This is a genomic window from Methylotenera mobilis 13 (assembly GCF_000384255.1).
In the GTDB taxonomy this organism is placed as follows: domain Bacteria; phylum Pseudomonadota; class Gammaproteobacteria; order Burkholderiales; family Methylophilaceae; genus Methylotenera; species Methylotenera mobilis_B.
In genome coordinates, this window is the sequence record NZ_KB913035.1 from 1,054,058 (window position 1) to 1,077,633 (window position 23,576).

The window sequence follows — 23,576 nt, forward strand, 5'->3', positions numbered from 1 at the left end:
AAGCTAGATAAAAATATTTGGTCAAATGCCGGATGCGAATGAAGTCATGCTAACGGCACAGGTGATGAGTGTTGTAGGTTTATACTCAGCACTTGTTGCTAGTGGTTGGCATGGTTATGACCATGCTCACGATCTAATATGCTGTAATAGTTTGAAGGTTCAAGCACTGTAGGAATGGGGTCTTCGTCATTGTTGGGATGGTCTTTGCTGAAATGTAAGCCTCTGCTCTCTTTACGTTCAATCGCGCTTCTGACAATCAATTCAGCAACTTGTAGTAGATTTCTGAGTTCTATGAGGTCGTTACTGATTTTAAAGTTGCTATAAAACTCATGTACTTCATCACGCAGCATGTGGATGCGGTGCAATGCGCGGCTCAGGCGTTTATCCGTGCGCACTATCCCCACATAGTTCCACATAAATCGACGAAGTTCATCCCAAGTGTGCGTAATCAGCACTTCTTCATCGGCATCGGTCACTCGGCTCTCATCCCAATAGGGCAAGTTAGGTATTTTACGTGGTGGTTGATTGAGAATGTCTTCGGCCGCTGCTTTGCCAAACACTAAGCATTCCAATAAAGAGTTGCTTGCTAATCGGTTTGCACCATGTAAGCCAGTGCAAGAGGTCTCGCCTATCGCATATAAATGCTTAACGTCAGTTTGGCCTTTGTCATCTGTCATTACCCCCCCGCAGGTGTAGTGCGCTGCCGGGACAACAGGAATAGGCGTCTTGCTAATATCGATACCTAATTCCAAACAGCGCTTATAGATGTTTGGAAAATGTTCTTGAATGAAGTTGAGTGGTTTGTGTGAAATATCTAGATAAACACAGTCAAGCCCGCGTTTTTTCATTTCAAAGTCAATCGCGCGCGCCACGATGTCTCTTGATGCAAGTTCAGCGCGAGAGTCATGCTCAGGCATGAATCTAGTACCGTCTGGCAGTTTGAGCAAGCCACCTTCACCTCGTACAACTTCAGAGATTAAAAATGATTTAGCATGCGGATGAAATAAACAAGTGGGGTGAAACTGGATAAACTCCATGTTTGCAACACGGCAACCAGCGCGCCATGCCATTGCCATGCCGTCGCCAGTGCTAACATCTGGATTAGTGGTGTATAGATATACTTTTCCTGCACCGCCTGTGGCTAGTACAGTATTCTGCGCACCAATTGTAATTACTTTTCCAGTGCTGTTGTCCAGCACGTAAGCGCCAAGACATGCGTTGTCATCTGCAATGGTTTGATTGGGATTTTTCACCTTGTGTGTCGTAATTAAATCTACGGCAATATGGTTCTCAAGCAAGGTGATATTGGGATGTTGTCTGACTTGGTCGGCGAGCGTGGTTTGAACCGCATTGCCGGTTGCATCTGCTGCATGGATAATGCGACGGTGGCTGTGGCCACCTTCACGGGTTAAATGGTAATTGCTGTTGTCATTTTCACGCGTGAATTTGACGCCTTGTTCTATTAACCATTCAACTGTTTCTTTTCCGTGTTCAACGACTTTTTTGGTGACTGCTTCGTCACAAAGTCCCGCACCTGCGATTAGCGTGTCCTGAATATGCGCGTCTAATGAATCCTCATTGTTAAGCACTGCGGCGATGCCGCCTTGCGCCCAATTGCTGGCAGTATCGTTAATGCGACGTTTACTGACCAAGCAGATCTTTTTATGATCAGCCGTCCTCAGTGCAAGCGAAAGTCCTGCTAGGCCACTGCCAATAATTAAAACATCAAATTGCTGCATAATTTACGAGGATTGAGTGGAGGAGAATTGAATTATTAGGAACTTCTGAGAGTGTATCGTGGTCATTATAAAAGGCAATAGAAATAACGTTGTAAACATAAATAAAGTAATCGTTTAATTTTATTTAAATGAAAAATTCTAAGCTGTGGAGGCGAACATAATGATACAACCCAGTAAAATTCAGGAATTAGCCCAATTTAACTTCATTCAACCTGCTAGCCAAGGTTATACTTATAGAAGTGAGAAATTTGATAATAAAATTGGACAAGCTAAAGTGGGTCTGGCAGAAGGGTTGCAAGTAGTGGCTACTGCGCCAGTTTCTGGTAATCGTGAAATTGATCACGAGCTTGTTTTGCGCGCGCAGCGTGGGGATAAGCGTGCGTTCGGACTGCTCGTTGATAAATATCAACGTAAATTGGCTCGTTTATTGTCACGCATGATTCGTGACCAAGCTGAAATTGAAGACGTGGTACAAGAGTCCTTCATTAAAGCCTACCGTGCATTGCCAAATTTTAGGGGCGATAGTGCCTTTTATACTTGGTTGTATCGTATTGGCATCAATACGGCAAAAAATTACTTAGTTTCTATGGGTCGTCGCCCAACTGTATCTACTGACATTGAAATCGAAGATGCTGAAAACTTTGATAGTGGTGATGAGTTACGTACGACAGAAACACCAGAATCTAGCATGATGACCAAGCAGATAGCACAAACCGTCAATGATACCGTTGAGGGCCTGCCTGAAGAGTTGAAAACGGCGATTACCTTACGAGAGATTGAAGGCTTGAGCTATGAAGAAATTGCCACGATCATGGGTTGCCCAATAGGTACAGTACGTTCAAGAATATTTAGAGCGCGCGAAACGATCTCGCTAAAATTAAGACCTTTATTGGATACGCCAGATAACAAACGCTGGTAATTGTACAGAAGCCAAAAGTAACAATGCATTGCTTGAGTGTGTATTAGGAGTTAATAATGAGTGAACAAATATCTGCTTTAATGGATGATGAAATCGCGGTAGAAAATGCTGAGTTTCTGATTACGTCTATCCATGTCAATAAGCAAGCTTCTCAGACTTGGAATCATTACCATTTAATTGGGGATGCGATGCGCGGAGATGTTGCTCTTCCTTCCGACTTTAAACAAAAGCTAATGCAGAAGATTGAGCAAGAACCTACTGTATTGGCGCCAAGCGCTTCACAACCCAGTGTAAATAGAACAGAAATGCTTAAAGATAAATTGCCTGCGCGATGGTCAATCGCTGCATCTTTTGCTGCTGTGATGGTGGTGGGCTGGATGGCACTGCAGCAACAGTCTCAAACTGATAGTCCATCGGCGGTGATAGAGGTGGCTGAGGTGTCAACAACGACCAATGAATCAATCCCCGCGGAGTATTTAACTGCACATCAATCATCAGCACCATCAACAAGTTCATACTATATACAATCGGTGAATTATTCAGAATGATTTTAACCAGTCGAGTTGTTTGGGCTAAATTTCTCGCAGGAATTACGCTATTTGCTTTGTGTGCGATGAGCTTGACTGGTCATGCTTCCACAGACGATGAGCTTTGGATTGTGTTGCAAAAAGCTGCGGTTGCAGCGCGTGCTTTAAGTTATGAAGGTATTTTCGTCTGTCAAACTGCTCAGCAGTCTAAGTCTGTACAGATCACACATTTATTTGATGGGAAAAACGAATTTGCAAGAAACGTTGTCCTAGATGGTGCAACCCGTGAAGTATTAAGTCAGGGTAACAATCTGATTATATACAACCAAAAAAATGAAAAAATAGTCATTGAAAAAAGACGTGGTCAGAACATGTTCCCGGCCATATTGCCGCTGAATTTTGATTCGATACGTGATAATTACACCCTGCATTCAAGTACTCAAGAACGAGTGGCTGATCGACAAGCGCGAGTGCTATTCTTAGAGCCAAAGGATAGGCTACGTTATAGCTACAAATTCTGGATAGATAGTGAGTATGGCTTACTGTTAAAGTCTGTCAGGTTTAATCAGCGTAGTGAGATCATTGAAAGCATTGGATTTAACCGCTTGTCATTGTTAAACTCAATAGCATTAGATTGGTTTACACCGAAAATCGATAGCAAAAAGAACTACGTGATGGAGGATGAGCCAGTCATTCTTCCTGATGGAAAGCTATCGGTTACTTGGGAGATTAAAGAGTTGCCCGCAGGCTATCGTAAAGTAGATCAGATGGTGCGTATGGTGCCGGGTAAGCCTTATCCTATCATGCACATGATTTTTTCTGATGGTTTAGCATCAGTTTCCTTATTCATAGAGCCTACAAATAAAAGTGGTAAAACCAAGGTGGCACTCGTCACAACTGGAAGTACAAGCTTTTATGCGGGTGTTAATAATGGACATCTCGTCACAGCGGTAGGTGAAGTGCCCGAGGCAACTGTCGTGCAGATTGCAAACGCAGTGGTCATCAGTAAATAAATGTAAGGTTAGTTTTAGTCACACTATGATAGAAGAATATGCGGTAGTGCTTCATTGCAAACAGGATGTCGCGGAGTTGGAAATTGAACGCAGGACTGCATGCGGCATTTGTGGGCAAAAACGAGGTTGTGGCAATGCAACTTGGGGAAAGTTGCTTGGTCATAAAAGTCACACATTTCAAGCGCAAAATACCATAGATGCAAAAGTGGGTGACAATGTCATTGTTGGCATCGATGAGCAGGTTGCGTTGAAATCTGTTTTTTTTCTTTATGTAGTGCCGTTGTTGAGCCTAATCATTTTTTCAGTGTTAGCTGAAGCATTATTTGATCACCAGTTATACGTGGTATTTGCTGCGATAATAGGGCTGTTGATTGGTTTTGTCTGGGTTAAATCACATCTGGCCGGTCGTGATAGGCATCACGCAATTATATTGCGCCAGGCGGAGGCTATGCCATCTTGTGGTGCTAATAAAGAGGTTAAGGATATTTGATCCCTGGTGTGTTAATTATTTGATTTTTAAACTAAACGAGGTGAGTGGATGATGAGAAGTTGGCTTGCTGCAATGGCAGTTGTTTTGTTTTCTGCAGTGAATGTGAATGCTAAAGATTTGCCAGATTTTACCGAGTTGGCCGAAAAGCAAGGACCTGCTGTTGTTAACATTAGTATCACGCAAAGTATGCGCGCAAGTAATGTGCAGCTTCCTGGCATGTTAGGCGATGAGCAAATGCAAGAGTTCTTTAAACGCTTTGGTATTCCTAATCTTCCTGGTCAAAATGGCGGCGCACAGCCTGAGTATAAATCTCAATCTTTAGGTTCAGGTTTTATTATCAGTCATGATGGTTATATTCTAACCAATGCGCACGTGGTGTCTGAAGCTGATGAAGTGATTGTTAAATTGTCAGACAAGCGCGAGTTTAAAGCAAAGATTATTGGTGCAGATAAACGTACTGATGTTGCATTAGTTAAAATTGAAGCAACAGGTTTGCCAAAAGTCGTGACTGGCGATCCAAACAAGTTAAAAGTGGGTGAGTGGGTAGCAGCGATTGGCTCTCCATTTGGTCTTGAGAACACCATGACTGCTGGTATCGTAAGTGCAAAAGGTAGAGCTTTGCCACAAGAAAACTTTGTACCTTTTATTCAAACCGATGTGGCCATTAATCCAGGTAACTCTGGTGGTCCATTGTTTAATCTCGCGGGTGAAGTAGTGGGGATTAATTCACAAATTTATAGTCGTAGCGGTGGTTCAATGGGCTTGTCATTCAGCATCCCCATTGATGTGGCGCTAGAGGTGACTAATCAGCTGAAAGCTTCTGGCAAAGTGACTAGAGGTTGGTTGGGTGTTGTGATTCAAGAGTTAAGTAAAGAACTCGCAGAATCATTCGGCATGAGAAATACGAATGGCGCTTTGGTGGCTGGTGTTGAAAAAGGTGGGCCAGCGGACAAGGGTGGCTTAGAAGCTGGTGATGTGATTACTAAGTTTGATGGTAAGACGATTTCGAGCTCTTCTGATTTGCCTCGCGCGGTGGGTGTTGCTAAGCCAGGTAAAGCGGTACCTGTAGAAATATTGCGTAAAGGTAATGAAAAGACATTGAGTGTCGCGATTGGTGAAATGCCATCGGATTCATCAGAGTCTGTACAAGCGAGTAAGCCTTCAGCGAAACAAGATGTGGATCGTATAGGTTTGATTCTAAAGGAACTAACGCCTCAGCAAAAGAAAAAGCTTAACGGTAAGAGTGGTCTGTTAGTCATTGATGCTCAGGGCGCAGTCGCTCAGGCTGGTATTCGTCGCGGTGATGTCGTATTGGGCTTGAATAATACTGAAGTGCAAAGTCTTGAGCAGTTTAATAAGCAGTTGTCTAGTTTTGGCGCCGGTAAGACGATTGCCTTGCTAGTGCTGCGTGGCGAAAATACATTGTATGTACCAGTGAAAATTCCAGCCGCTAAGTAAATGTCATCTCACAGCATAATTAAGGGCATGCATAATCTATAGATGTTAATACTTTGAATTTGCTGTAAAATCCGAGCTGTTCGGTTAACAATAAGGGCGCCTAGTGCGCCCTTATTGTTAAGGCCGTATCTGTTCTACTTGAACAGCTCGTTAGTCGTCAATTTAGTCATTATTAAAAATTAAACATGAAAAATATTCGTAACTTTTCCATTATTGCTCACATCGATCACGGTAAATCCACCTTGGCTGACCGCATTATTCACTTGTGTGGTGGCTTGGCAGATCGTGAGATGGAAGCGCAAGTGCTTGATTCTATGGATATTGAGCGTGAGCGTGGTATTACGATTAAAGCGCAAACGGCAGCTTTGGAATATAAAGCAGATGATGGACAGATTTACCATCTGAATTTAATTGACACGCCAGGTCACGTGGATTTTAGCTACGAGGTTTCGCGGTCACTGTCAGCTTGCGAAGGCGCACTGCTGGTGGTTGATGCCAGCCAAGGAGTTGAGGCACAAAGTGTAGCTAACTGCTATACCGCATTAGATTTGGGTGTTGAGGTGACAGCAGTACTGAATAAAATTGACTTGCCGTCAGCAGACCCTGATCGCGTGATTCAGGAAATTGAAGATGTAATAGGTGTGGATGCCTCTGATGCTGTGCGCTGTTCTGCAAAAACCGGTGTAGGTGTTCGTGATGTATTAGAAGCAGTGATTGCTAAAGTACCACCACCTGTAGGTGATGTCACTAAGCCACTAAAGGCCTTAGTCATTGATGCATGGTTTGATAACTATGTGGGGGTCGTGATGCTAGTGCGCGTGGTAGACGGCATACTTAAACCTAAAGATAAGATACGCTTGATGGCGACAGGATCTGAGCATCTGTGTGAGCAGGTGGGTGTGTTTACACCAAAATCGCTACAAAAAACATCATTGTCAGCGGGTGAGGTAGGCTTTGTGATTGCCGGTATTAAAGAGTTGGCTGCCGCTAAAGTGGGTGATACTGTGACTTTGGCTGGTAAGCCAGCAGCAGAACCGTTGGCAGGCTTTAAAGAAGTGAAGCCGCAAGTGTTTGCGGGCTTATATCCTGTTGAGTCAAATCAGTTTGAAGCTTTGCGTACCGCGCTGGAAAAGTTGAGTTTGAATGATGCGTCTTTGCTGTTTGAGGCGGAAAACTCAACGGCATTGGGTTTTGGTTTCCGATGCGGTTTCTTAGGCTTGTTGCACATGGAGATTGTGCAAGAACGCTTAGAGCGCGAATATGACATGGACCTGATTACCACAGCGCCAACAGTTGTATATGAGCTACTACTCAAAAATGGCGAGGTGCAGCAAATTGAAAATCCATCACGCTTGCCTGAGCCATCACGTATTGAAGAAATTCGTGAGCCTGTGATTATCGTAAATTTGTTGATGCCACAAGATTATGTTGGCCCAGTGATGACCTTATGTAATGGCAAGCGAGGTATTCAGCGCAATATGCAGTACTTGGGTCGTCAGGTGATGTTGAGCTATGAAATGCCATTGAATGAAGTTGTATTAGATTTCTTTGATCGATTGAAATCTGTATCACGTGGTTATGCAAGTATGGATTACGAGTTTTTAGAGTTCCGTGCGGCTGATTTGGTTAAGTTAGATATCATGGTGAATGGTGAGCGTGTTGATGCCTTGAGTTTAATTGTACATCGCAGTAATAGTGTTTATCGAGGTCGTGAAGTGGCGGCAAAAATGCGTGAATTGATTCCGCGTCAAATGTTTGATGTGGCAATTCAGGCGTCGATAGGCGCTAATATCATTGCGCGTGAAACTGTGAAAGCGATGCGTAAAAACGTGATTGCAAAATGTTATGGTGGTGATATTACACGTAAGCGTAAGTTGCTTGAGAAACAAAAAGAAGGTAAGAAACGCATGAAGCAAGTGGGTAACGTTGAAATCCCACAAGAGGCGTTTTTAGCCATTTTAAGAGTTGAAGATAAATAAAAGCTATTGAAACAAAAGCCATATACAAACCAAAGTTAAAACAAATAAGAAAATAGGGTAAAACGCCATGATGTTCGCGCTTTTCATGATAATCGTATTGCTGGTAACAGGGCTAATATGGCTATTGGATAGTTTAGTATTAAGTAAAAAACGCCCAGCGGGGGTGGATGAGCCAGTTATCGTTGAATATGCCAAAAGCTTTTTCCCTGTCATTCTCGTGGTTTTTTTAATTCGCTCATTTGTTGTCGAGCCATTCAAAATACCATCAGGTTCGATGATGCCTACTTTGCTGGCAGGCGATTTTATTTTAGTAAACAAGTTTACTTATGGATTACGTGTTCCAATTTTAAACAATACTTTCTTAAAAGTTAATCAACCCGCGCGAGGTGATGTGATTGTGTTTCACTATCCACCTAACCCTTCTATTGATTACATCAAGCGTGTTGTTGGCTTGCCTGGTGATAAAGTTGGCTACCAAGACAAGCGTTTAACCATTAATGGGCGTCCAGTCGAGGTTGAAGATGCCGGTTATTACGAGTATGTCATGTCTGGCCTTAATGTCGTTGAAGCCAAGCAATATCATGAGCAGTTAGGCGCAAAAAAACATGATATTTTAGTGCATGATGTGATCGGTAGTTATGACGTAGACACAATTGGTGCTAAATTTGCAGAGGGTGAAGAAGTGACTGTCCCAGATGGACATTATCTAGCGATGGGGGATAATCGTGACAATAGTTCGGATAGCCGTGTATGGGGGTTTGTACCTGAACAGAACCTTGTTGGTAAGGCGTTTTTTATCTGGATGAACTTTGATCAGGGGTCTAGAATTGGTAATAAAATAAATTAATTTTAAGCTGTATCAACGTCAATCAGTATGGAGATAAGCATGATAAACAAATTGATGAATATGAAAAGTGCAAAAAATCAACATGGCGCAACACTACTTGGCATGCTCATAGTTGGCGTGTTTATCGTATTTGTTGCTTTAATTGTCATGAAAGTGACACCAGCTTATATTGAGTTTATGTCGGTAAAAAAAGTATTAAAATCGATGCAGGATGAATCACTAGCTACAATGACTAATAAAGAAATCAAAGACTCATTTAATAAGCGTGCCTCTACTTCCTATGTAGAGGTAGTGACCGGCGCTGATCTTGTGATTGAAAAAGGTTCGAGTGGTACGGTAGTGATGGTTGACTATGAGGTCGTCAAGCCTATTATTGGTAATGTGAGTGTGCTGATTGATTTTTCAGCCCGTAGTGATGGTAAGTAGTGTATTTTAGAAATATAAATAAGCAGCGAATTTTTGGTGGTGTTGATGTCTAAACAAGACTTATTAAAGCGCTTGTCGCATCAATTTGTGAATGAAAACTTGTTAACCCAAGCGCTCACTCACAGGAGTTACGCTGGACTCAATAATGAGCGTCTTGAGTTCTTGGGTGATGGCGCTCTAAACTTTATTATTGCCCATCAGTTGTATCAGCGGTTTCCAAAACTGGCAGAGGGCGATCTTAGTCGACTGAGAGCACAGTTGGTGAAAGAGGCAACTTTGTCAGAAATTGCCTTATCACTCAATCTTGGTGATGCTTTGTTATTAGGTGAAGGCGAGCTTAAAAGTGCAGGTTGGCGCAGGCCTTCCATCTTAGCCGATGCGCTCGAGGCGATTATCGGCGCAGTTTATCTAGATAGTGGCTTTGAAGCCGCCCAGACCTTTGTACTAGGGCTTTATGCAAATAAGTTAGAGACGATTGATCCTAAAGTGATTGATAAAGATCCTAAGTCCTTGTTGCAAGAGTTGTTGCAGAGTAGAAAAATCGCAGTTCCTGAATATACAGTGACCCATACCAGCGGTGAAGCGCATGAGCAAAAGTTCGTCGTGGAATGCTTGGTTGAGAAACATCAAATTCGCACAGTAGGTGAGGGACGTAGCCGTCGCATTGCTGAACAGCAGGCAGCAGAACTCGCTTTGCTTGCGTTAAATAAACTCCATATTGGAAAAGTTAAAAAATGACAGATATTAATCAAGAGCTTGAAGTGCAGGCTGTGACTGCTTTCAACGGTCCCTATAAGTGCGGTACGGTGGCCATTGTAGGGCGTCCGAATGTGGGTAAATCCACGTTACTAAACCATATTTTAGGCATGAAGCTCGCTATTACTTCACGCAAGGCACAAACAACACGCCACCGCTTATTGGGGATACACACCACAGATGATACGCAGTATTTATTTGTGGATACGCCTGGTTTTCAGCAAAAGCACTTAAACACATTAAACAAAGGTCTTAATAAGACAGTCACACAAGTACTGACAGAAGTAGATGTCGTGCTGTTTGTGATTGAGCCAATGAAGTTGGGCGAAGCAGATCGCAAAGTGTTGCAGTTGTTATCAGATAAAACACCAACTATTTTAGTGGTCAATAAGTTAGATTTGATGGGTGATAAAGGCAATGTATTGCCATTGATTCAAGATTTTGACTTGGAGTTCCCGTTTTCAGAAATCGTGCCAGTGAGTGCCAAGAAGAGCCTGAATTTAGATGAGTTATTAAAATCTATCCGCACTTATTTGCCTGAGCAAGAGGCAATATATTCTGAAGATGAGTTGACTGATAAGAATGAGCGTTTTCTTGCGGCAGAACTAGTGCGTGAGAAAATATTTAGGTTGCTAGGCGATGAAATTCCATATTCAGTCGCTGTGGAAGTTGAAAAATTTGAAGTGGTAGGTAAATTGCGCCGTATTTTTTGCGCCATTATTGTGGACAAAGAAAGCCAAAAACCAATGTTGATTGGTAAAAACGGCGAGAAGCTCAAGCAAATTTCCACTGAAGCCAGACAAGACATGGAAAAATTGTTTGGTGGTAAAGTGTACTTGGAAACTTGGGTAAAAGTTAAGGGCGGTTGGGCTGATGATGCCCGTGCGCTAAAATCCTTAGGCTATTAATACGCTAGTAGAGATGTAAGTAGAGACCCTATGGCCTCGGTGAGTACACATCGTCAGGATAATCAAGCCGTTTACGTGCTGCATACTTATCCTTTTAAAGAAACCAGCTTAGTGGTTGAGTTGTTTGCGCGTGACTTTGGGCGCGTAGCAACCACAGCCAAAGGCGCAAGGCGCCCACGTTCTGCTATGCGCGGTATGCTGCAAGCGTTTCAACCGATGCTCGCTACTTGGTCTGGTAAATTAGAGCTTAAGACATTACACAGTCTTGAATGGAACGGTGTGCTACTTCTGTTACAAGGGGAGGCGTTGATGTGTGGTTTTTACCTCAATGAGTTACTGTTGAGGTTATTGCCACGAGAAGACCCGCATGAAGCTTTGTTTGAGTACTATGCCGATACATTAAAGACCTTGGCGATTAGTCATGATTTAGCCACAACACTGCGCCGTTTTGAGTTGAAATTTTTGCAAGAATTGGGTTACGCAATACCACTGCATGTAGATGCCAACGATACGCCTGTAGTAATACAGCAGCATTATCGTTACGAAGCCGAGCATGGTGCATACCCATTACGTGGTGCATTAACACGCCATGAAAACGGTGTGCAACTATCGGGTAAAACATTAATTGATATGTCAAACGATGATTATCGTGATGAGCAAACACAACAGCAAAGTAAGCAATTGATGCGTTATTTATTAGCGCATTACTTAGGTGACAAGCCTTTGCATACTCGACAATTGTTAATTGATTTACAGGGCTACTGACTAACTTATTGAGGCAGCTCAATGCTAACTTAGTATCAGGGCTGGCATAATATTACGATTTATAAGGTTATAAACTCATGATTAAATTAGGTGTTAATATTGATCACGTTGCAACAATTCGTCAGGCACGTGGCACTAAATATCCTAGTGTAGTACAAGCGGCATTGCGTGCAGAACAATCTGGTGCGGATAGTATCACGCTACATTTGCGCGAAGATCGTCGCCACATGCAAGATGCAGACATCTTTGCATTGCGTCCACTATTGCAAACCAAAATGAATCTAGAGTGTGCAGTAACCGATGAAATGCTGAATATCGCGATTAAAGTGATGCCACAAGATGTATGTTTAGTGCCAGAGCGTCGTGAAGAGCGCACTACTGAAGGTGGGCTGGATGTGGTTACCCATTTTGACAAAGTTAAACATGCGGTACAAAAACTAAGCGATGTGGGTATTCGTGTATCATTATTTATAGCACCTGATTTAGCGCAGATCGACGCAGCGGTTAAGACTGGTGCGCCAGTGATTGAGTTGCATACTGGGACTTTTGCAGATGCCGAAATCGAGCGTGTGCAAATTGCAGAACTTGATCGTATCGAGCGCGCACTGCATCATGCAAAGGATGCGCGTTTGGTGGTTAATGCCGGTCATGGTCTGCACTATCATAATGTACATCATGTTGCGCGCATGTATGGCTTTGAAGAGCTGAATATAGGCCATGCGATTGTGGCGCATGCCTTATTTGTCGGTTGGGATAATGCTGTACGTGAAATGAAATCTTTGATGAAAGAGTTTGCACCTAAGTAGCACTCTGGTAAAAGCTAAAAGGCGATTAATGATTTTTGGAATTGGTACAGATGTGGTTGAAGTCGCACGCATTAACGACTCTGTTGCAGAGTTTGGTGATACGTTCGCAAAAAAGATTTTGGCAGAAAGTGAAATGCTAAGTTATCAGCAGTCCAATATTAAATCTCGTTTTTTAGCAAAACGGTTTGCTGCAAAAGAGGCTTTTTCTAAGGCGCTCGGCACCGGGTTAAGAGCTCCTGCCACTTTGCAGAATATCGCAGTTTCCCATGATGATTTGGGTAAGCCTATTTTAGTGCTGGCGCCCGTGCTACAAGCATTTTTAGATTCAAAAAATATCAATAAAACACACATTAGTATTAGCGATGAGAAAAATTTAGCTGCTGCATTTGTTGTGTTGGAAATGTAATGGCAGCAACTACGATCGATTTGAATGTACCAGATATTGCGCGTCGTTTTGGAGGCGTTGCTAGGCTGTATGGTGCAGATGGTTTGGCTAAGTTGCAGTCATCGCATGTTTGTGTCATTGGTATTGGTGGCGTGGGAAGTTGGGCTGCCGAGGCTTTAGCACGCAATGCGGTAGGGACAATTACTTTAATCGATCTGGATAACGTAGCGGAGTCTAATGTTAACCGTCAGCTCCATGCCTTAGATCATACCTTCGGCAAAGCTAAGGTCACTGCAATGCGCGAGCGTATTTTGAGTATTAACCCGTTCGCACAGGTGCATGAAATTGAAGATTTTGTGACTGTTGAAAATGTCAGTGTGATGCTAAATCCGCCGTATGATTATGTCATTGATTGTATTGATGATGCCAAAGCCAAAATAGCAATCGTGGCTTATTGTCGACAGCACATGCTGGGCTTAGTCACAGTAGGTGCAGCAGGTGGTAGGCTAGACCCTACACGTATTCAAGTGGCTGATTTGGCTCATGTGTCTGGTGATCGTTTATTGGCGAAAGTGCGTAACCAGTTGCGTCGAGACCATCAGTTTCCTAAAGCGACTAATTCAAAAAAATCTGATAAATTTGGAATACAGGCAGTCTATTCCGATGAAGAGGTAATTAAACCTAATAGCACTTGCGATATAGAGTCTAATGCTGGAGTGACAGGGCTTAACTGTGCGGGTTATGGGTCTAGTGTGTGTGTCACAGCACCATTTGGTTTTACTGCCACAGCTTTTGTCCTTAAAGCTTTATTAGCTAAGTAAATATAGGCTGATTTAATATCTCTGTATTTTCTTTAGCTAAGCGCGCATGATTGATACACATCGTCGCCCGATAGATGTAAATCATAAATGGGTGGATATATGAAATTAAGTGACTTCTTAAATCAGTCTTGCGCGAACCTGAATCATGCTGGTCAGTTATCACCGTTAATCTTGAGCATTGCCGATGCTGGTAAGCAGATTGCAGTTTTGGTTGCAAAAGGTAAGCTAGCCGGCGTTACAAATAAGCTTGATAGTATCAACGTGCAAGGCGAAGCCCAAATGCAGTTGGATATTAGCAGCCATGATATTTTCATCGATTGTTTATCAACCACTAAATTAGTGGTTGGTGCAGTATCTGAAGAGTTAGCTTCCCCTTATTACTTTGATGGCTACGCTGTAGATGCCCCATATTTAGTATGTTTTGACCCGCTTGATGGTTCTTCAAATGTTGCATTTGATGGTGTGGTTGGTTCTATTTTTTCTGTACTACCTGCACCCTTGAATGCTGAGCGCAGTGAGGCCATGTTTTTACAACAAGGTATTCATCAGATTGCCGCTGGCTATGTGCTGTATGGGCCTGCTACCATGCTAGTGATTACGCTAGGGGCTGGCACACATGCGTTTACCTTAGATCCAGAGACACAGGTATTTGAATTAACGCACCCTGATTTACAGATTCCAGCACATTATCCAGAGTTTGCAATTAACGCCAGTCGGCAACGCTTTTGGGAGGCGCCTATGCAGCAATATATTGCTGACTGTATCGCCGGTGAAGAGGGTGTTAGGCAATGTAATTTTAATATGCGATGGATGGCCAGCATGGTGGCGGATATCCACCGCATATTAATGCGAGGTGGCGTATTTCTTTATCCAAAAGATCGCCAAGTAACAGACCGAGCAGGTCGGTTAAGATTATTATATGAAGTGAACCCGATGAGTATGTTAATTGAGCAGGCTGGCGGGAAAGCCAGCACGGGTCGTGCATCTGTGTTAGGTTTACAACCGACACAGATTCATCAGCGTGTACCTGCAATATTAGGGTCTATACAAGAAGTCGATTTAATTGAGCAGTATCATCAGCGGTGAGGTTTTTAAACTGAGTTGTCATTAAGGGGCGTTCTATGGCGATGATATCTTTAAGGCAATTATTAGATCATGCCGCCGAGCATGATTATGGGTTGCCTGCATTTAATATCAATAATATGGAACAGATACATTCGATTCTGCTGGCAGCCAATGAGGTAGATAGTCCTGTTATTTTACAAGCTTCTGCTGGTGCACGCGGGTATGCAGGTGAGCCGTTTTTAAGGAAAATGGTTGAGGCTGCGATTGAGCAATACCCGCATATCCCTATTTGTATGCATCAAGATCACGGTGCATCACCTGCGGTGTGCCAAATGGCTATTCGGAGCGGATTTTCTAGTGTGATGATGGATGGGTCATTATTGTCTGATGCTAAGACCCCAGCTAGCTATGAATACAATGTGGAGGTAACTAAGCGCGTGGTCGAGTTTGCACACGCCGTGGGCGTTTCTGTTGAGGGTGAACTGGGCTGTTTAGGCTCGTTAGAAACTGGGCAGGCAGGTGATGAAGATGGTAGTGGTGCAGTAGGCATGTTGAGTGAATCGCAATTGCTGACAGATCCTGATGAGGCGGCGGCCTTTGTGGCTGCAACTAAAGTGGATGCCTTAGCCATTGCCATCGGAACCAGTCACGGCGCTTATAAATTCAGCAGGCCACCCACAGGAGATACACTTGCTATTGATCGCATTAAAGCGATTCATGCACGCATCCCTAATACACATTTAGTGATGCATGGCTCCTCAAGCGTTTCACAAGACTCATTGGAGATGATTAGGAAATATGGCGGGAAAATCAAAGAAACCTATGGAGTGCCAGTATCGCAAATTGTAGAAGGCATTAAAAATGGCGTGAGAAAAGTGAATATAGATACAGATATACGCTTAGCCATGACGGCAGCCATTAGAGAAAGCATGGCCTTGCACCCAGAGGATTTTGATCCACGTATCTATTTTAAATCTGCCATCTTGGCAGCACAGCAATTATGTAAAGACCGTTTTGAAGCGTTTGGAAGCGCTGGGCGTGCTAGCCAGATTAAAGTGGTATCAATGGAACAGATGGCTGCGCGCTATACCAAGGATTAATCAATGAACAGTTCGCGGCGAGGCTTGATTGTAGGTAATTGGAAACTGCATGGAACCCTTGAAGGTAATCGTGATTTATTGTTGCAATTAATAGCCAACTTTAAAGATTTGAATGCAGTCGATTTTGCAGTATGTTTACCTTATGTGTATCTGTTTCAGGCGCAACAGCTACTGGCTGGTAGTAATATTCTGTGGGGATCGCAGAATGTGAGTCAATATGATGAAGGTGCCTACACCTCTTGCATTTCAGCCGCCATGATTGCAGAATTTGGTTGTCAATATGTGATTCTTGCGCACTCTGAGCGACGAATGCTTAGGCTGGAAAGTTATGAAGTGACTGCTCAGCGTCTTTTACGCGCATTAGAGGGCGGCTTAACGCCAATTTACTGTGTAGGTGAGGCGCAAGCTGAACGTGATGCAGGGTTGGCTGAAGATACGGTTAAGAAGCAGGTGCTCAACATGTTGCACAGTTTGGATGACGATGCGTTTGCTCGTGCCAAACAATATAATATGGTTGTGGCTTATGAGCCAGTCTGGGCGATCGGTACGGGTCAACATGCAAGCCCGCAACAAGCACAATCAATGCATGCTTATATCCGGCAACTGATTGCCACCAGAGCGCCTGATTTTGCACAGCACATACGGATTATTTATGGCGGAAGCCTAAGCGCTGATAATGCAGATGCAATGCTGAAAATGCCTGATATTGATGGTGCATTACTTGGGCGCTCTGCATTAGTAGCAGAAGCGTTTACAGAAATTGGCCGTATCGCTAATGACTTAGCTTTAGAAGCGCATCAGTAAGCCTAAATACTGAACCTATAGTAAAGGCAGTAGTCATTGTTAAATGTCTCAAGCCACCCATCTCTCATTTAAAGGTAATAAATCTTATCTTCCTAGCAAACTTTGCGTGCAATGTGGACGCACCATGACATGGCGTAAGTCATGGTCTAAAAATTGGGATTCTGTTAAATACTGTTCAAACACATGTAAGCAAAGCGCAAAAAAATGATGAGAAATGTAATCGTGATATTGGGTGACCAACTCAATTTGGATAACCCAGCATTAGAAGGGTTTAACCATCAGCAGGATATGGTGTTGATGATAGAGGCGCCAAATGAGTCGACGCATGTATGGTCACACAAAGCACGTATTGCATTGTTTTTATCAGCGATGCGTCATTTTGCAGAAACCTTGCAAGGTCAGCATTATCCCTTACGCTATTTAAAGCTAGGTGATCATGATTATATTGATTTAGCCAGTGCATGGTTAGCTTTGCTATCAGAATATGACCCGCAACAAATCATCGTTTGTGAGACGGGAGATTATAGGGTTTTAAAAGTGCTAGAGGATTGTGCATCAACATTAAATAAACGGCTGATCGTGCGAGATGATACGTTTTTCTTATGTAGCCAGGCGGACTTTAAGCGTTGGACCGGACAAGGTAAACAGTTGCGCATGGAGTATTTCTATCGATACATGCGCAAACGCTACCAAGTGTTGATGGCGGGTGAAGAGCCTATTGGTGGAAAGTGGAATTATGACCACGAAAACCGGAAATCTTTTAGTAAGGATGGCCCACAAAACATTCCAGCTGTTCCCCAGTTCGAAATAGACCAAATTACTCAAGCAGTTTTTGCTGATGTTGAGCGATTCTTTCCAGAGCACCCTGGTAAGCTGGATCATTTCTGTTGGCCAGTCACACGAGCGCAAGCACTATTATTTTTGCAATACTTTATAGCGACTAAATTAGTTGATTTTGGTGTGCATCAAGATGCAATGTGGCAAAGTGATTTAGCCTCAGGTGCGTTTTTATGGCACTCATTACTAGCCTCATCCCTCAATTTAAAACTGCTGCACCCAAAAGAAGTGATTGACGCAGTAGAGCAAGCTTATGAAAAAAACAATTTACCTTTAGCCAGCGTAGAGGGGTTTGTTCGGCAAATACTAGGGTGGCGAGAGTTTATCCGCGGACTATATTGGCTAGATATGCCTGCCATGGCTCAAGCTAACCACTATGAGCATCAGCGAGATTTACCAAATTGGTACTGGACAGGTAAAACCAATATGAATTGCATGCGTCAAACTATTACGCAGACTATGCAGTATGGATACGCACATCATATTCAGCGCCTCATGGTAACGGGCATGTTCGGTTTATTAGCAGAAATTGAGCCTAAACAAGTTGCAGATTGGTATTTAGCAGTCTATGTTGATGCGGTCGATTGGGTTGAGTTACCCAATGTAATCGGTATGGCTTTACACGCAAATGGTGGAAGATTTACAAGCAAACCTTACATTGCCAGTGGCGCTTACATTAAGCGCATGAGTAATTACTGCAATAGTTGCAGTTACCAGCCAGAGATTAAAACTTCTGCAAAAGCTTGCCCTGTGACTACGCTATACTGGAACTTTCTCATCAAGCATGAGCAAGTGATGCTCAATAATCCAAGAACAGTGCTAATGGTTAAAAATCTTAATCGATTTAATCATGAAGAAAAGATATTGATTCAACAGAAAGCCCAGCAGGTCTTAGATGCACTTGATGAAATTTAAGAGTATATTGACGCTAGCTAGGTATTGATGGCTTATGTGAATTTTCATGATACTGTCATAATTGGCAACTATGCTGAATGAAATAATTAATTAAAAAATATCATGCGTTCAGTTAACTCTCCTCTCAAATTACTCAATCGAGATATCAGCATACTTGCGTTCAATGCGCGTGTGTTGAGTCTTGCGCAAAACACAGAGTATCCTCTGTTAGAGCGTTTACGTTTTCTTTGTATCGTATCATCTAATCTGGATGAGTTTTTTGAAGTGCGCGCTGCACCACATGTGGATGCTATGCGTGATAATGAAAAAAAGACAGATGTTAATGTCCAAAGCTATTTAGAGATATCTAAAGCTGCCCATACTCTAGTGGAAAAACAGTATGAAATCTTTAACACAGATTTAATGCCTGCTTTAGCTAGTCAGGGTGTACATTTGGTCTCTCATGGTGACCGCACAATCGAGCAAAAGCGTTGGGTAGCACGTTATTTTGAGTCTAATGTCCGTCCTTTATTGGTGCCGGTTGCACTTGACCCGTCTCATCCTTTTCCGCAAGTTGCTAACAAATCACTCAACTTTATTGTGTCATTAGGTGGCACAGATGCTTTTGGTCGCAATAATAATATTGCCATTGTGAAAGTCCCAAGAGCGCTACCTCGATTAATTAAACTGCCCAAAAATCTCAGCGGCAAGCAACAAAAATTTGTTTCATTGTCTAGCATCATACGTGCGCACTTAGCTAGCTTATTCGCCGGCCGAGAAGTGCTGTGCTTCTCACAGTTTAGAGTGACCCGACACTCAGACTTAGCCGTTGATGAAGAGGATGTTAAAAACTTGCGTACTGCCCTCCGAAAAGGCTTAGTGCAACGGCACTTTGGTGAGGCCGTGAGGCTAGAGGTATCACATGGATGTGATGAAAAGTTAGCGAAATTACTCTTACAACAATTTGACTTACCTAAGCAATCGCTTTATCGCGTGAATGGTTTGGTGAACTTAGCGCGCTTGATGCAATTAGCAGATTTAGCTGAGGGTGATCATCTTAAATTTAAGCCTTATGAGCCACAAATCAGCCAGCAGTTAGTGCCAAATCAATCATTTTTCACCCAGCTTAAACAGCAAGATATTCTGATTCATCAGCCCTACGAGAGCTTTGAATCGGTGATTGATTTCTTGCGTGAAGCGGTGAACGACCCGGATGTACTTTCCATCCAGCAAACTATCTACCGCACAGGTTCAGACCCGCGCATGCTGAAACTACTACAAGAGGCTGTGCGTCGTGGTAAAGAGGTAATGGCTGTTGTTGAACTGAAAGCTAGGTTTGATGAAGAGGCAAATATTAACTGGGCAGAAGATTTAGAGTCTGTAGGCGCACAAGTAGTTTATGGTATTGTAGGGCTGAAAACACATGCAAAAATGTTGCTGGTCATGCGCCGTGAGGCAGGTGGACTTAAATATTATGGACATGTTTCTACTGGCAACTATAACCCACGCACAGCGCGTTTATATACCGATGTGAGTATGCTGACGGCCGATGCGCAGATTACTCGTGATATGGAGCATTTGTTTAGACATATCGCTAGCCAAGTAAAACTACCTCGCATGCAGAAACTGTTGGTTGCACCTTTTAATTTGCATAAACAGATGCTTGCCAAGATTAGGTCTGCCGAGCTTAGTGCAAAAGCTGGCAATGCTGCTTCCATTATTTTAAAAATGAATGCATTAACTGATGAAGCTCTAGTGAAGGCATTGGTAAAAGCAGGGCGTGCCGGTGTACAAATTGATCTGATTCTACGCGGTGCTTGTATTTTACCGATTGATGCGCCTGGACTAGAGGGGCGCATTCGTGTCCGTTCAGTCATTGGGCGATTGCTAGAACATTCCCGCGTGTTTTATTTCAAAATTGCAGAGGTTGAGCACATGTGGCTATCCAGCGCAGACTGGATGAATCGTAACATGATGCGTCGCGTAGAAATTGCATGGCCAATTACTGATGCAAAAAATCGCGGGCGTATCTTGCAAGAGTGCTGCCAAATGTACTTAGACGATAATCATGATGCTTGGATATTAAATGCCGATGGTAGTTACCAGCCTATTGCATCACAGATGCATAGTCGAACCAAATCTGGTGAGCCTGTTCGTATTTATAGCGCACAATTACAACTTTTGCAGAAATATACGGATTAAATAAACTGGTTAAATCAATCATGGCGAACTTAATCATTTGGCGACATGCCGAGGCAGAGGCGCAAAGTGAATCAGGTCACGATAGTGACCGTGCATTAACCAAACGCGGTCATAAGGATGCTGCCAAAGTTGCCAAATGGCTACATAAACACATGCCGGATCAAGTAGACCTACTGTGCAGTCCTGCGCAACGTTGTTTGCAAACTGCACAAGCTTTGCATGATTTAAACCATGCTGAAATCAAAATAGCTGATTTTTTAAGTGTGGATAGCAATGTTGCGCGCATCATTAAAGATATATCAAATCTGAGTGACACTCAAACCATCTTAATGGTAGGGCATCAGCCTAACCTTGGTTGGTTAATCAGTAAGTTTTTGGGCGCAAACGAAAGTGCATGTACGGTTAAAAAAGGCGCTGTTTGGTGGTTAAAGCAGCGCAAAGTTGGTCACTCGTCACATTATTATATTCATGCGGTTATTCAGCCTCATTTTTAAACACTCAGTATTGTTTCTTGAGATAATCTCATCGATACGCGTGCTAGTTATCTAGCCGCACATACTTGTATACACTAATGTTTAACTGTGTTAACTTAGAGCTGTAGGCATATTACGATGCATCTATTTGATGATCTTAATAGCTGACCTATTTATACCATTTCAGTGAGCTAAAAGATTTAAAGCGTCTTTCTAACTAAATTTTATGGATGTTTAGAAATTTTAATGATAAGGAGTACTTACTATGGTTTTAGTTAAACGTTTTTTCAGTGCCTTTCTTGCGGCTTCAATTTTATTTACAGGGTCTATTCAAACAGTGCAAGCTGCGATGATTAGTTCAGAGCAAGTGGCTGAGCAAGCTTTTACAGGGTCTGCTGATCAAGATCGTGCGCGTATTATCAGTGCATTGTCACGTGAAGACGTTCAGGTTGCGCTAGTAGAGCGTGGCATTGATCCAGTACAAGCGCGTGAGCGTGTTGCGTCTTTAACAGACGAAGAAGCGAGTGCAATGGCATCACAAATTGAAAATGCACCTGCTGGCGGTATTATTGGTGCGATTGTCTTAGTGTTCCTCGTGTTGTTGTTAACTGATATTTTAGGCTTTACTAAAATCTTCCCGTTCACACGTTCTATTCGTTAATCAAAAGCGCATTTAGCTTTAGGTAGTGTAGATTGTTAGCCAGCATGTTTCGCAATGTACTCATGCTGGCTTTCTTTTTGTTATTGAATGCATGTGCAGCAACAGGTGTGCGTGAGACAGTGCAAAATAAAGACCTCCCTAGGCAACACGAGCTAACAAAAACACCATTTTTCCCACAAGAGCTATATCATTGCGGTCCAGCCGCATTAGCAACTGCACTCAATGCGATTGATATCAATGTGACACCAGATCAACTGGTGCCAGAAGTCTACATCCCAGCTCGTCAAGGTAGTTTACAAATTGAAATGTTGGCTGCGTCGCGTAGGCACGGCGCTTTATCTGTCAAAGTTGCACCTAGGTTAGATGCTGTTTTGAAAGAGGTTGCTGCAGGTAACGTAGTAGTGGTGATGCAAAATTTGGGCTTATCATGGGCCCCATCTTGGCATTATGCAGTGGTCGTTGGCTACAATCTTGAGCAGGAGAAAATCTGGTTACGCTCTGGAACATTCGAGCGGTTCGAAATGACATTAAGTACCTTCCAAAGGACTTGGGCGCGAAGTGAGTATTGGGCATTCGTTGCATTAAAACCAGGTAGCTTACCTGCAAGTGATGACCCAGATGCAGTCGCAAAGGCAATCGTCGCTTTCGAAAAGAATTCAAATAAGAAAGATGCTTATTTATCCTATGATGCTGCAGTTAAGCGATGGCCCGATCATTTGGTCCTACTCATGGGGCTTGGTAACAGTGCCTATGCGCTAGGAAACTATTCACATGCAACTAGCGCTTTTCGTGATGCAACTACTGCACATCCTGACTCTGCAGCAGCACACAATAATTTAGCCAATATGCTGATGATACTAGGAGATGCTAAGGCTGCCAAACTTGCTGCAGAAAAGGCACTAGCGTTAGCTGGTGCTGATCAAGCAATGCGGGTGCAAATTGTAAAAACGATTGAAGAGATAAACAGCTACACGGCTAAAAATCCGCATTAATTACATTCGAATTGCTGCCAGAAGTGATTTGATATGATTGTGCTGTGACTACAGTATTACACTAGAGTGTTGCTGAGATGTATCACTCTATTGCCAGCATTCTGATTAAATGCGTCTTGCAGCGCGCGATTCAGGTGGATTAACCCGTACCAATCGCGCGACATACAACATTACTTCATTTATTTCTTTTTTGGTCTGCCTGTTTTAATCGCAGGCACTTTGCTCATGGCGGCTTTTAATGCTGCATCTGTCATTGCAGTCAATTGCATGATGCCTGCACGTAGTAACTCGCTTTTTTTGGCAGGTTGTCCTAATTTAGTTAGGCGCTCTTTTAATACAGAGAATTGTGCGTACTCTGTTTTAGGCATAGTAAAGCTGTCACGCTCCATTTTCAGTTTAGGAGTTTTTTCTTTCACCGTTTTTGTTTTCTCAGTTTTTTTAGGCATAGCAACTGATGCTTTTACAGTTGTCTTGCTTGCTGGCGTAGTTTTTACTGTTGTAGATTTTGTAACTGTCGCTTTAGTTGGTGTAGATTTTACTGCTGGCTTTGCTGTAGGCGTTTTCGCGGCTGCTGCTTTAGTCGGCGTGATGCTTGTAGTTTCAGATTTTTCTGTACTTGATTTTAAGGCTTCAGCTTGAGTGGCATTGATTTTTGACATGGCTTTTCTCCGAATAAACGATATAAACAGTTTATACTGTTTATATTTGA

At 42.9% G+C, this 23,576-nt stretch carries 25 protein-coding genes; 23 read left to right on the top strand and 2 right to left on the bottom strand.

The window, feature by feature from the left end:
• Positions 1-98: 98 nt before the first annotated feature.
• Positions 99-1,739, bottom strand: a complete 1,641-nt coding sequence (gene nadB, locus A391_RS0105065) for an L-aspartate oxidase (protein WP_019897811.1) — start codon at positions 1,737-1,739, stop codon at positions 99-101.
• A 301-nt stretch (positions 1,740-2,040) separates the two neighbouring features.
• Here nadB and rpoE point away from each other — a divergent pair, with 301 nt between their 5' ends.
• From rpoE to A391_RS0105175, 23 genes are all read left to right on the top strand, one after another.
• On the top strand, positions 2,041-2,658 hold the full coding sequence (gene rpoE, locus A391_RS0105070) for an RNA polymerase sigma factor RpoE (protein ID WP_036317050.1): 618 nt from the start codon (positions 2,041-2,043) through the stop codon (positions 2,656-2,658).
• 56 nt (positions 2,659-2,714) lie between these two features.
• Complete coding sequence (locus tag A391_RS0105075; RefSeq protein ID WP_019897813.1) at positions 2,715-3,206, top strand: sigma-E factor negative regulatory protein; 492 nt, start codon at positions 2,715-2,717, stop codon at positions 3,204-3,206.
• Positions 3,203-4,198, top strand: coding sequence for a MucB/RseB C-terminal domain-containing protein (locus tag A391_RS0105080; protein ID WP_019897815.1), 996 nt, complete (start codon positions 3,203-3,205; stop codon positions 4,196-4,198). Before A391_RS0105075 ends, A391_RS0105080 begins: the two co-directional genes overlap by 4 nt.
• 25 nt (positions 4,199-4,223) lie before the next feature.
• Complete coding sequence (locus A391_RS0105085) at positions 4,224-4,688, top strand: SoxR reducing system RseC family protein (protein ID WP_019897817.1); 465 nt, start codon at positions 4,224-4,226, stop codon at positions 4,686-4,688.
• A 48-nt stretch (positions 4,689-4,736) separates the two neighbouring features.
• The gene (locus A391_RS0105090) at positions 4,737-6,146 is read left to right on the top strand and encodes a DegQ family serine endoprotease (protein WP_019897822.1); all 1,410 of its coding nucleotides are present in this window, start codon (positions 4,737-4,739) and stop codon (positions 6,144-6,146) included.
• A gap of 185 nt (positions 6,147-6,331) precedes the next feature.
• Positions 6,332-8,125, top strand: a complete 1,794-nt coding sequence (lepA, locus tag A391_RS0105095; RefSeq protein WP_019897824.1) for a translation elongation factor 4 — start codon at positions 6,332-6,334, stop codon at positions 8,123-8,125.
• A 67-nt stretch (positions 8,126-8,192) separates the two neighbouring features.
• On the top strand, positions 8,193-8,972 hold the full coding sequence (lepB, locus tag A391_RS0105100; protein WP_019897826.1) for a signal peptidase I: 780 nt from the start codon (positions 8,193-8,195) through the stop codon (positions 8,970-8,972).
• A gap of 39 nt (positions 8,973-9,011) precedes the next feature.
• Positions 9,012-9,398: a DUF4845 domain-containing protein gene (locus A391_RS0105105; protein WP_019897828.1), complete on the top strand. Its 387-nt coding sequence runs from the start codon at positions 9,012-9,014 to the stop codon at positions 9,396-9,398.
• Between the two features lie 45 nt (positions 9,399-9,443).
• Complete coding sequence (gene rnc, locus A391_RS0105110) at positions 9,444-10,136, top strand: ribonuclease III (protein ID WP_019897829.1); 693 nt, start codon at positions 9,444-9,446, stop codon at positions 10,134-10,136.
• The gene (era, locus tag A391_RS0105115; RefSeq protein ID WP_019897831.1) at positions 10,133-11,062 is read left to right on the top strand and encodes a GTPase Era; all 930 of its coding nucleotides are present in this window, start codon (positions 10,133-10,135) and stop codon (positions 11,060-11,062) included. Before rnc ends, era begins: the two co-directional genes overlap by 4 nt.
• Before the next feature lie 30 nt (positions 11,063-11,092).
• Entirely contained in the window at positions 11,093-11,827 is a 735-nt protein-coding gene (recO, locus tag A391_RS0105120) for a DNA repair protein RecO (protein ID WP_019897833.1), read from the top strand.
• Positions 11,828-11,904: 77 nt separating this feature from the next.
• Entirely contained in the window at positions 11,905-12,633 is a 729-nt protein-coding gene (gene pdxJ / locus A391_RS0105125; protein WP_019897834.1) for a pyridoxine 5'-phosphate synthase, read from the top strand.
• A 28-nt stretch (positions 12,634-12,661) separates the two neighbouring features.
• Positions 12,662-13,039, top strand: coding sequence for a holo-ACP synthase (acpS, locus tag A391_RS0105130; protein ID WP_019897835.1), 378 nt, complete (start codon positions 12,662-12,664; stop codon positions 13,037-13,039).
• Positions 13,039-13,839: a tRNA threonylcarbamoyladenosine dehydratase gene (locus A391_RS0105135; RefSeq protein WP_019897837.1), complete on the top strand. Its 801-nt coding sequence runs from the start codon at positions 13,039-13,041 to the stop codon at positions 13,837-13,839. The genes acpS and A391_RS0105135 overlap by 1 nt, the downstream gene beginning before the upstream one ends.
• A gap of 99 nt (positions 13,840-13,938) precedes the next feature.
• Positions 13,939-14,925, top strand: a complete 987-nt coding sequence (locus A391_RS0105140; RefSeq protein ID WP_019897838.1) for a class 1 fructose-bisphosphatase — start codon at positions 13,939-13,941, stop codon at positions 14,923-14,925.
• Between the two features lie 35 nt (positions 14,926-14,960).
• Positions 14,961-16,004 (top strand): class II fructose-bisphosphate aldolase, encoded by a 1,044-nt coding sequence (fba, locus tag A391_RS0105145; RefSeq protein WP_019897839.1) that lies wholly within the window; start codon positions 14,961-14,963, stop codon positions 16,002-16,004.
• A gap of 3 nt (positions 16,005-16,007) precedes the next feature.
• On the top strand, positions 16,008-16,808 hold the full coding sequence (gene tpiA / locus A391_RS0105150) for a triose-phosphate isomerase (RefSeq protein ID WP_019897840.1): 801 nt from the start codon (positions 16,008-16,010) through the stop codon (positions 16,806-16,808).
• A gap of 43 nt (positions 16,809-16,851) precedes the next feature.
• Positions 16,852-17,016, top strand: coding sequence for a DUF2256 domain-containing protein (locus A391_RS14690; protein WP_081621918.1), 165 nt, complete (start codon positions 16,852-16,854; stop codon positions 17,014-17,016).
• On the top strand, positions 17,013-18,560 hold the full coding sequence (locus A391_RS0105155) for a cryptochrome/photolyase family protein (protein ID WP_019897841.1): 1,548 nt from the start codon (positions 17,013-17,015) through the stop codon (positions 18,558-18,560). The genes A391_RS14690 and A391_RS0105155 overlap by 4 nt, the downstream gene beginning before the upstream one ends.
• Before the next feature lie 102 nt (positions 18,561-18,662).
• A complete protein-coding gene (gene ppk1 / locus A391_RS0105160; protein WP_019897842.1) occupies positions 18,663-20,741 on the top strand; it encodes a polyphosphate kinase 1 in 2,079 nt (692 codons plus the stop codon).
• Positions 20,742-20,761: 20 nt separating this feature from the next.
• Positions 20,762-21,235, top strand: coding sequence for a SixA phosphatase family protein (locus A391_RS0105165; RefSeq protein ID WP_019897843.1), 474 nt, complete (start codon positions 20,762-20,764; stop codon positions 21,233-21,235).
• Between the two features lie 244 nt (positions 21,236-21,479).
• Positions 21,480-21,875: a PA2779 family protein gene (locus A391_RS0105170; RefSeq protein WP_019897844.1), complete on the top strand. Its 396-nt coding sequence runs from the start codon at positions 21,480-21,482 to the stop codon at positions 21,873-21,875.
• Between the two features lie 44 nt (positions 21,876-21,919).
• On the top strand, positions 21,920-22,867 hold the full coding sequence (locus A391_RS0105175; RefSeq protein ID WP_051089099.1) for a PA2778 family cysteine peptidase: 948 nt from the start codon (positions 21,920-21,922) through the stop codon (positions 22,865-22,867).
• A gap of 179 nt (positions 22,868-23,046) precedes the next feature.
• Here the strand turns inward: A391_RS0105175 and A391_RS0105180 are convergent, their stop codons facing one another.
• Positions 23,047-23,526: a hypothetical protein gene (locus A391_RS0105180; protein WP_019897846.1), complete on the bottom strand. Its 480-nt coding sequence runs from the start codon at positions 23,524-23,526 to the stop codon at positions 23,047-23,049.
• Between the last annotated feature and the right edge of the window lie 50 nt (positions 23,527-23,576).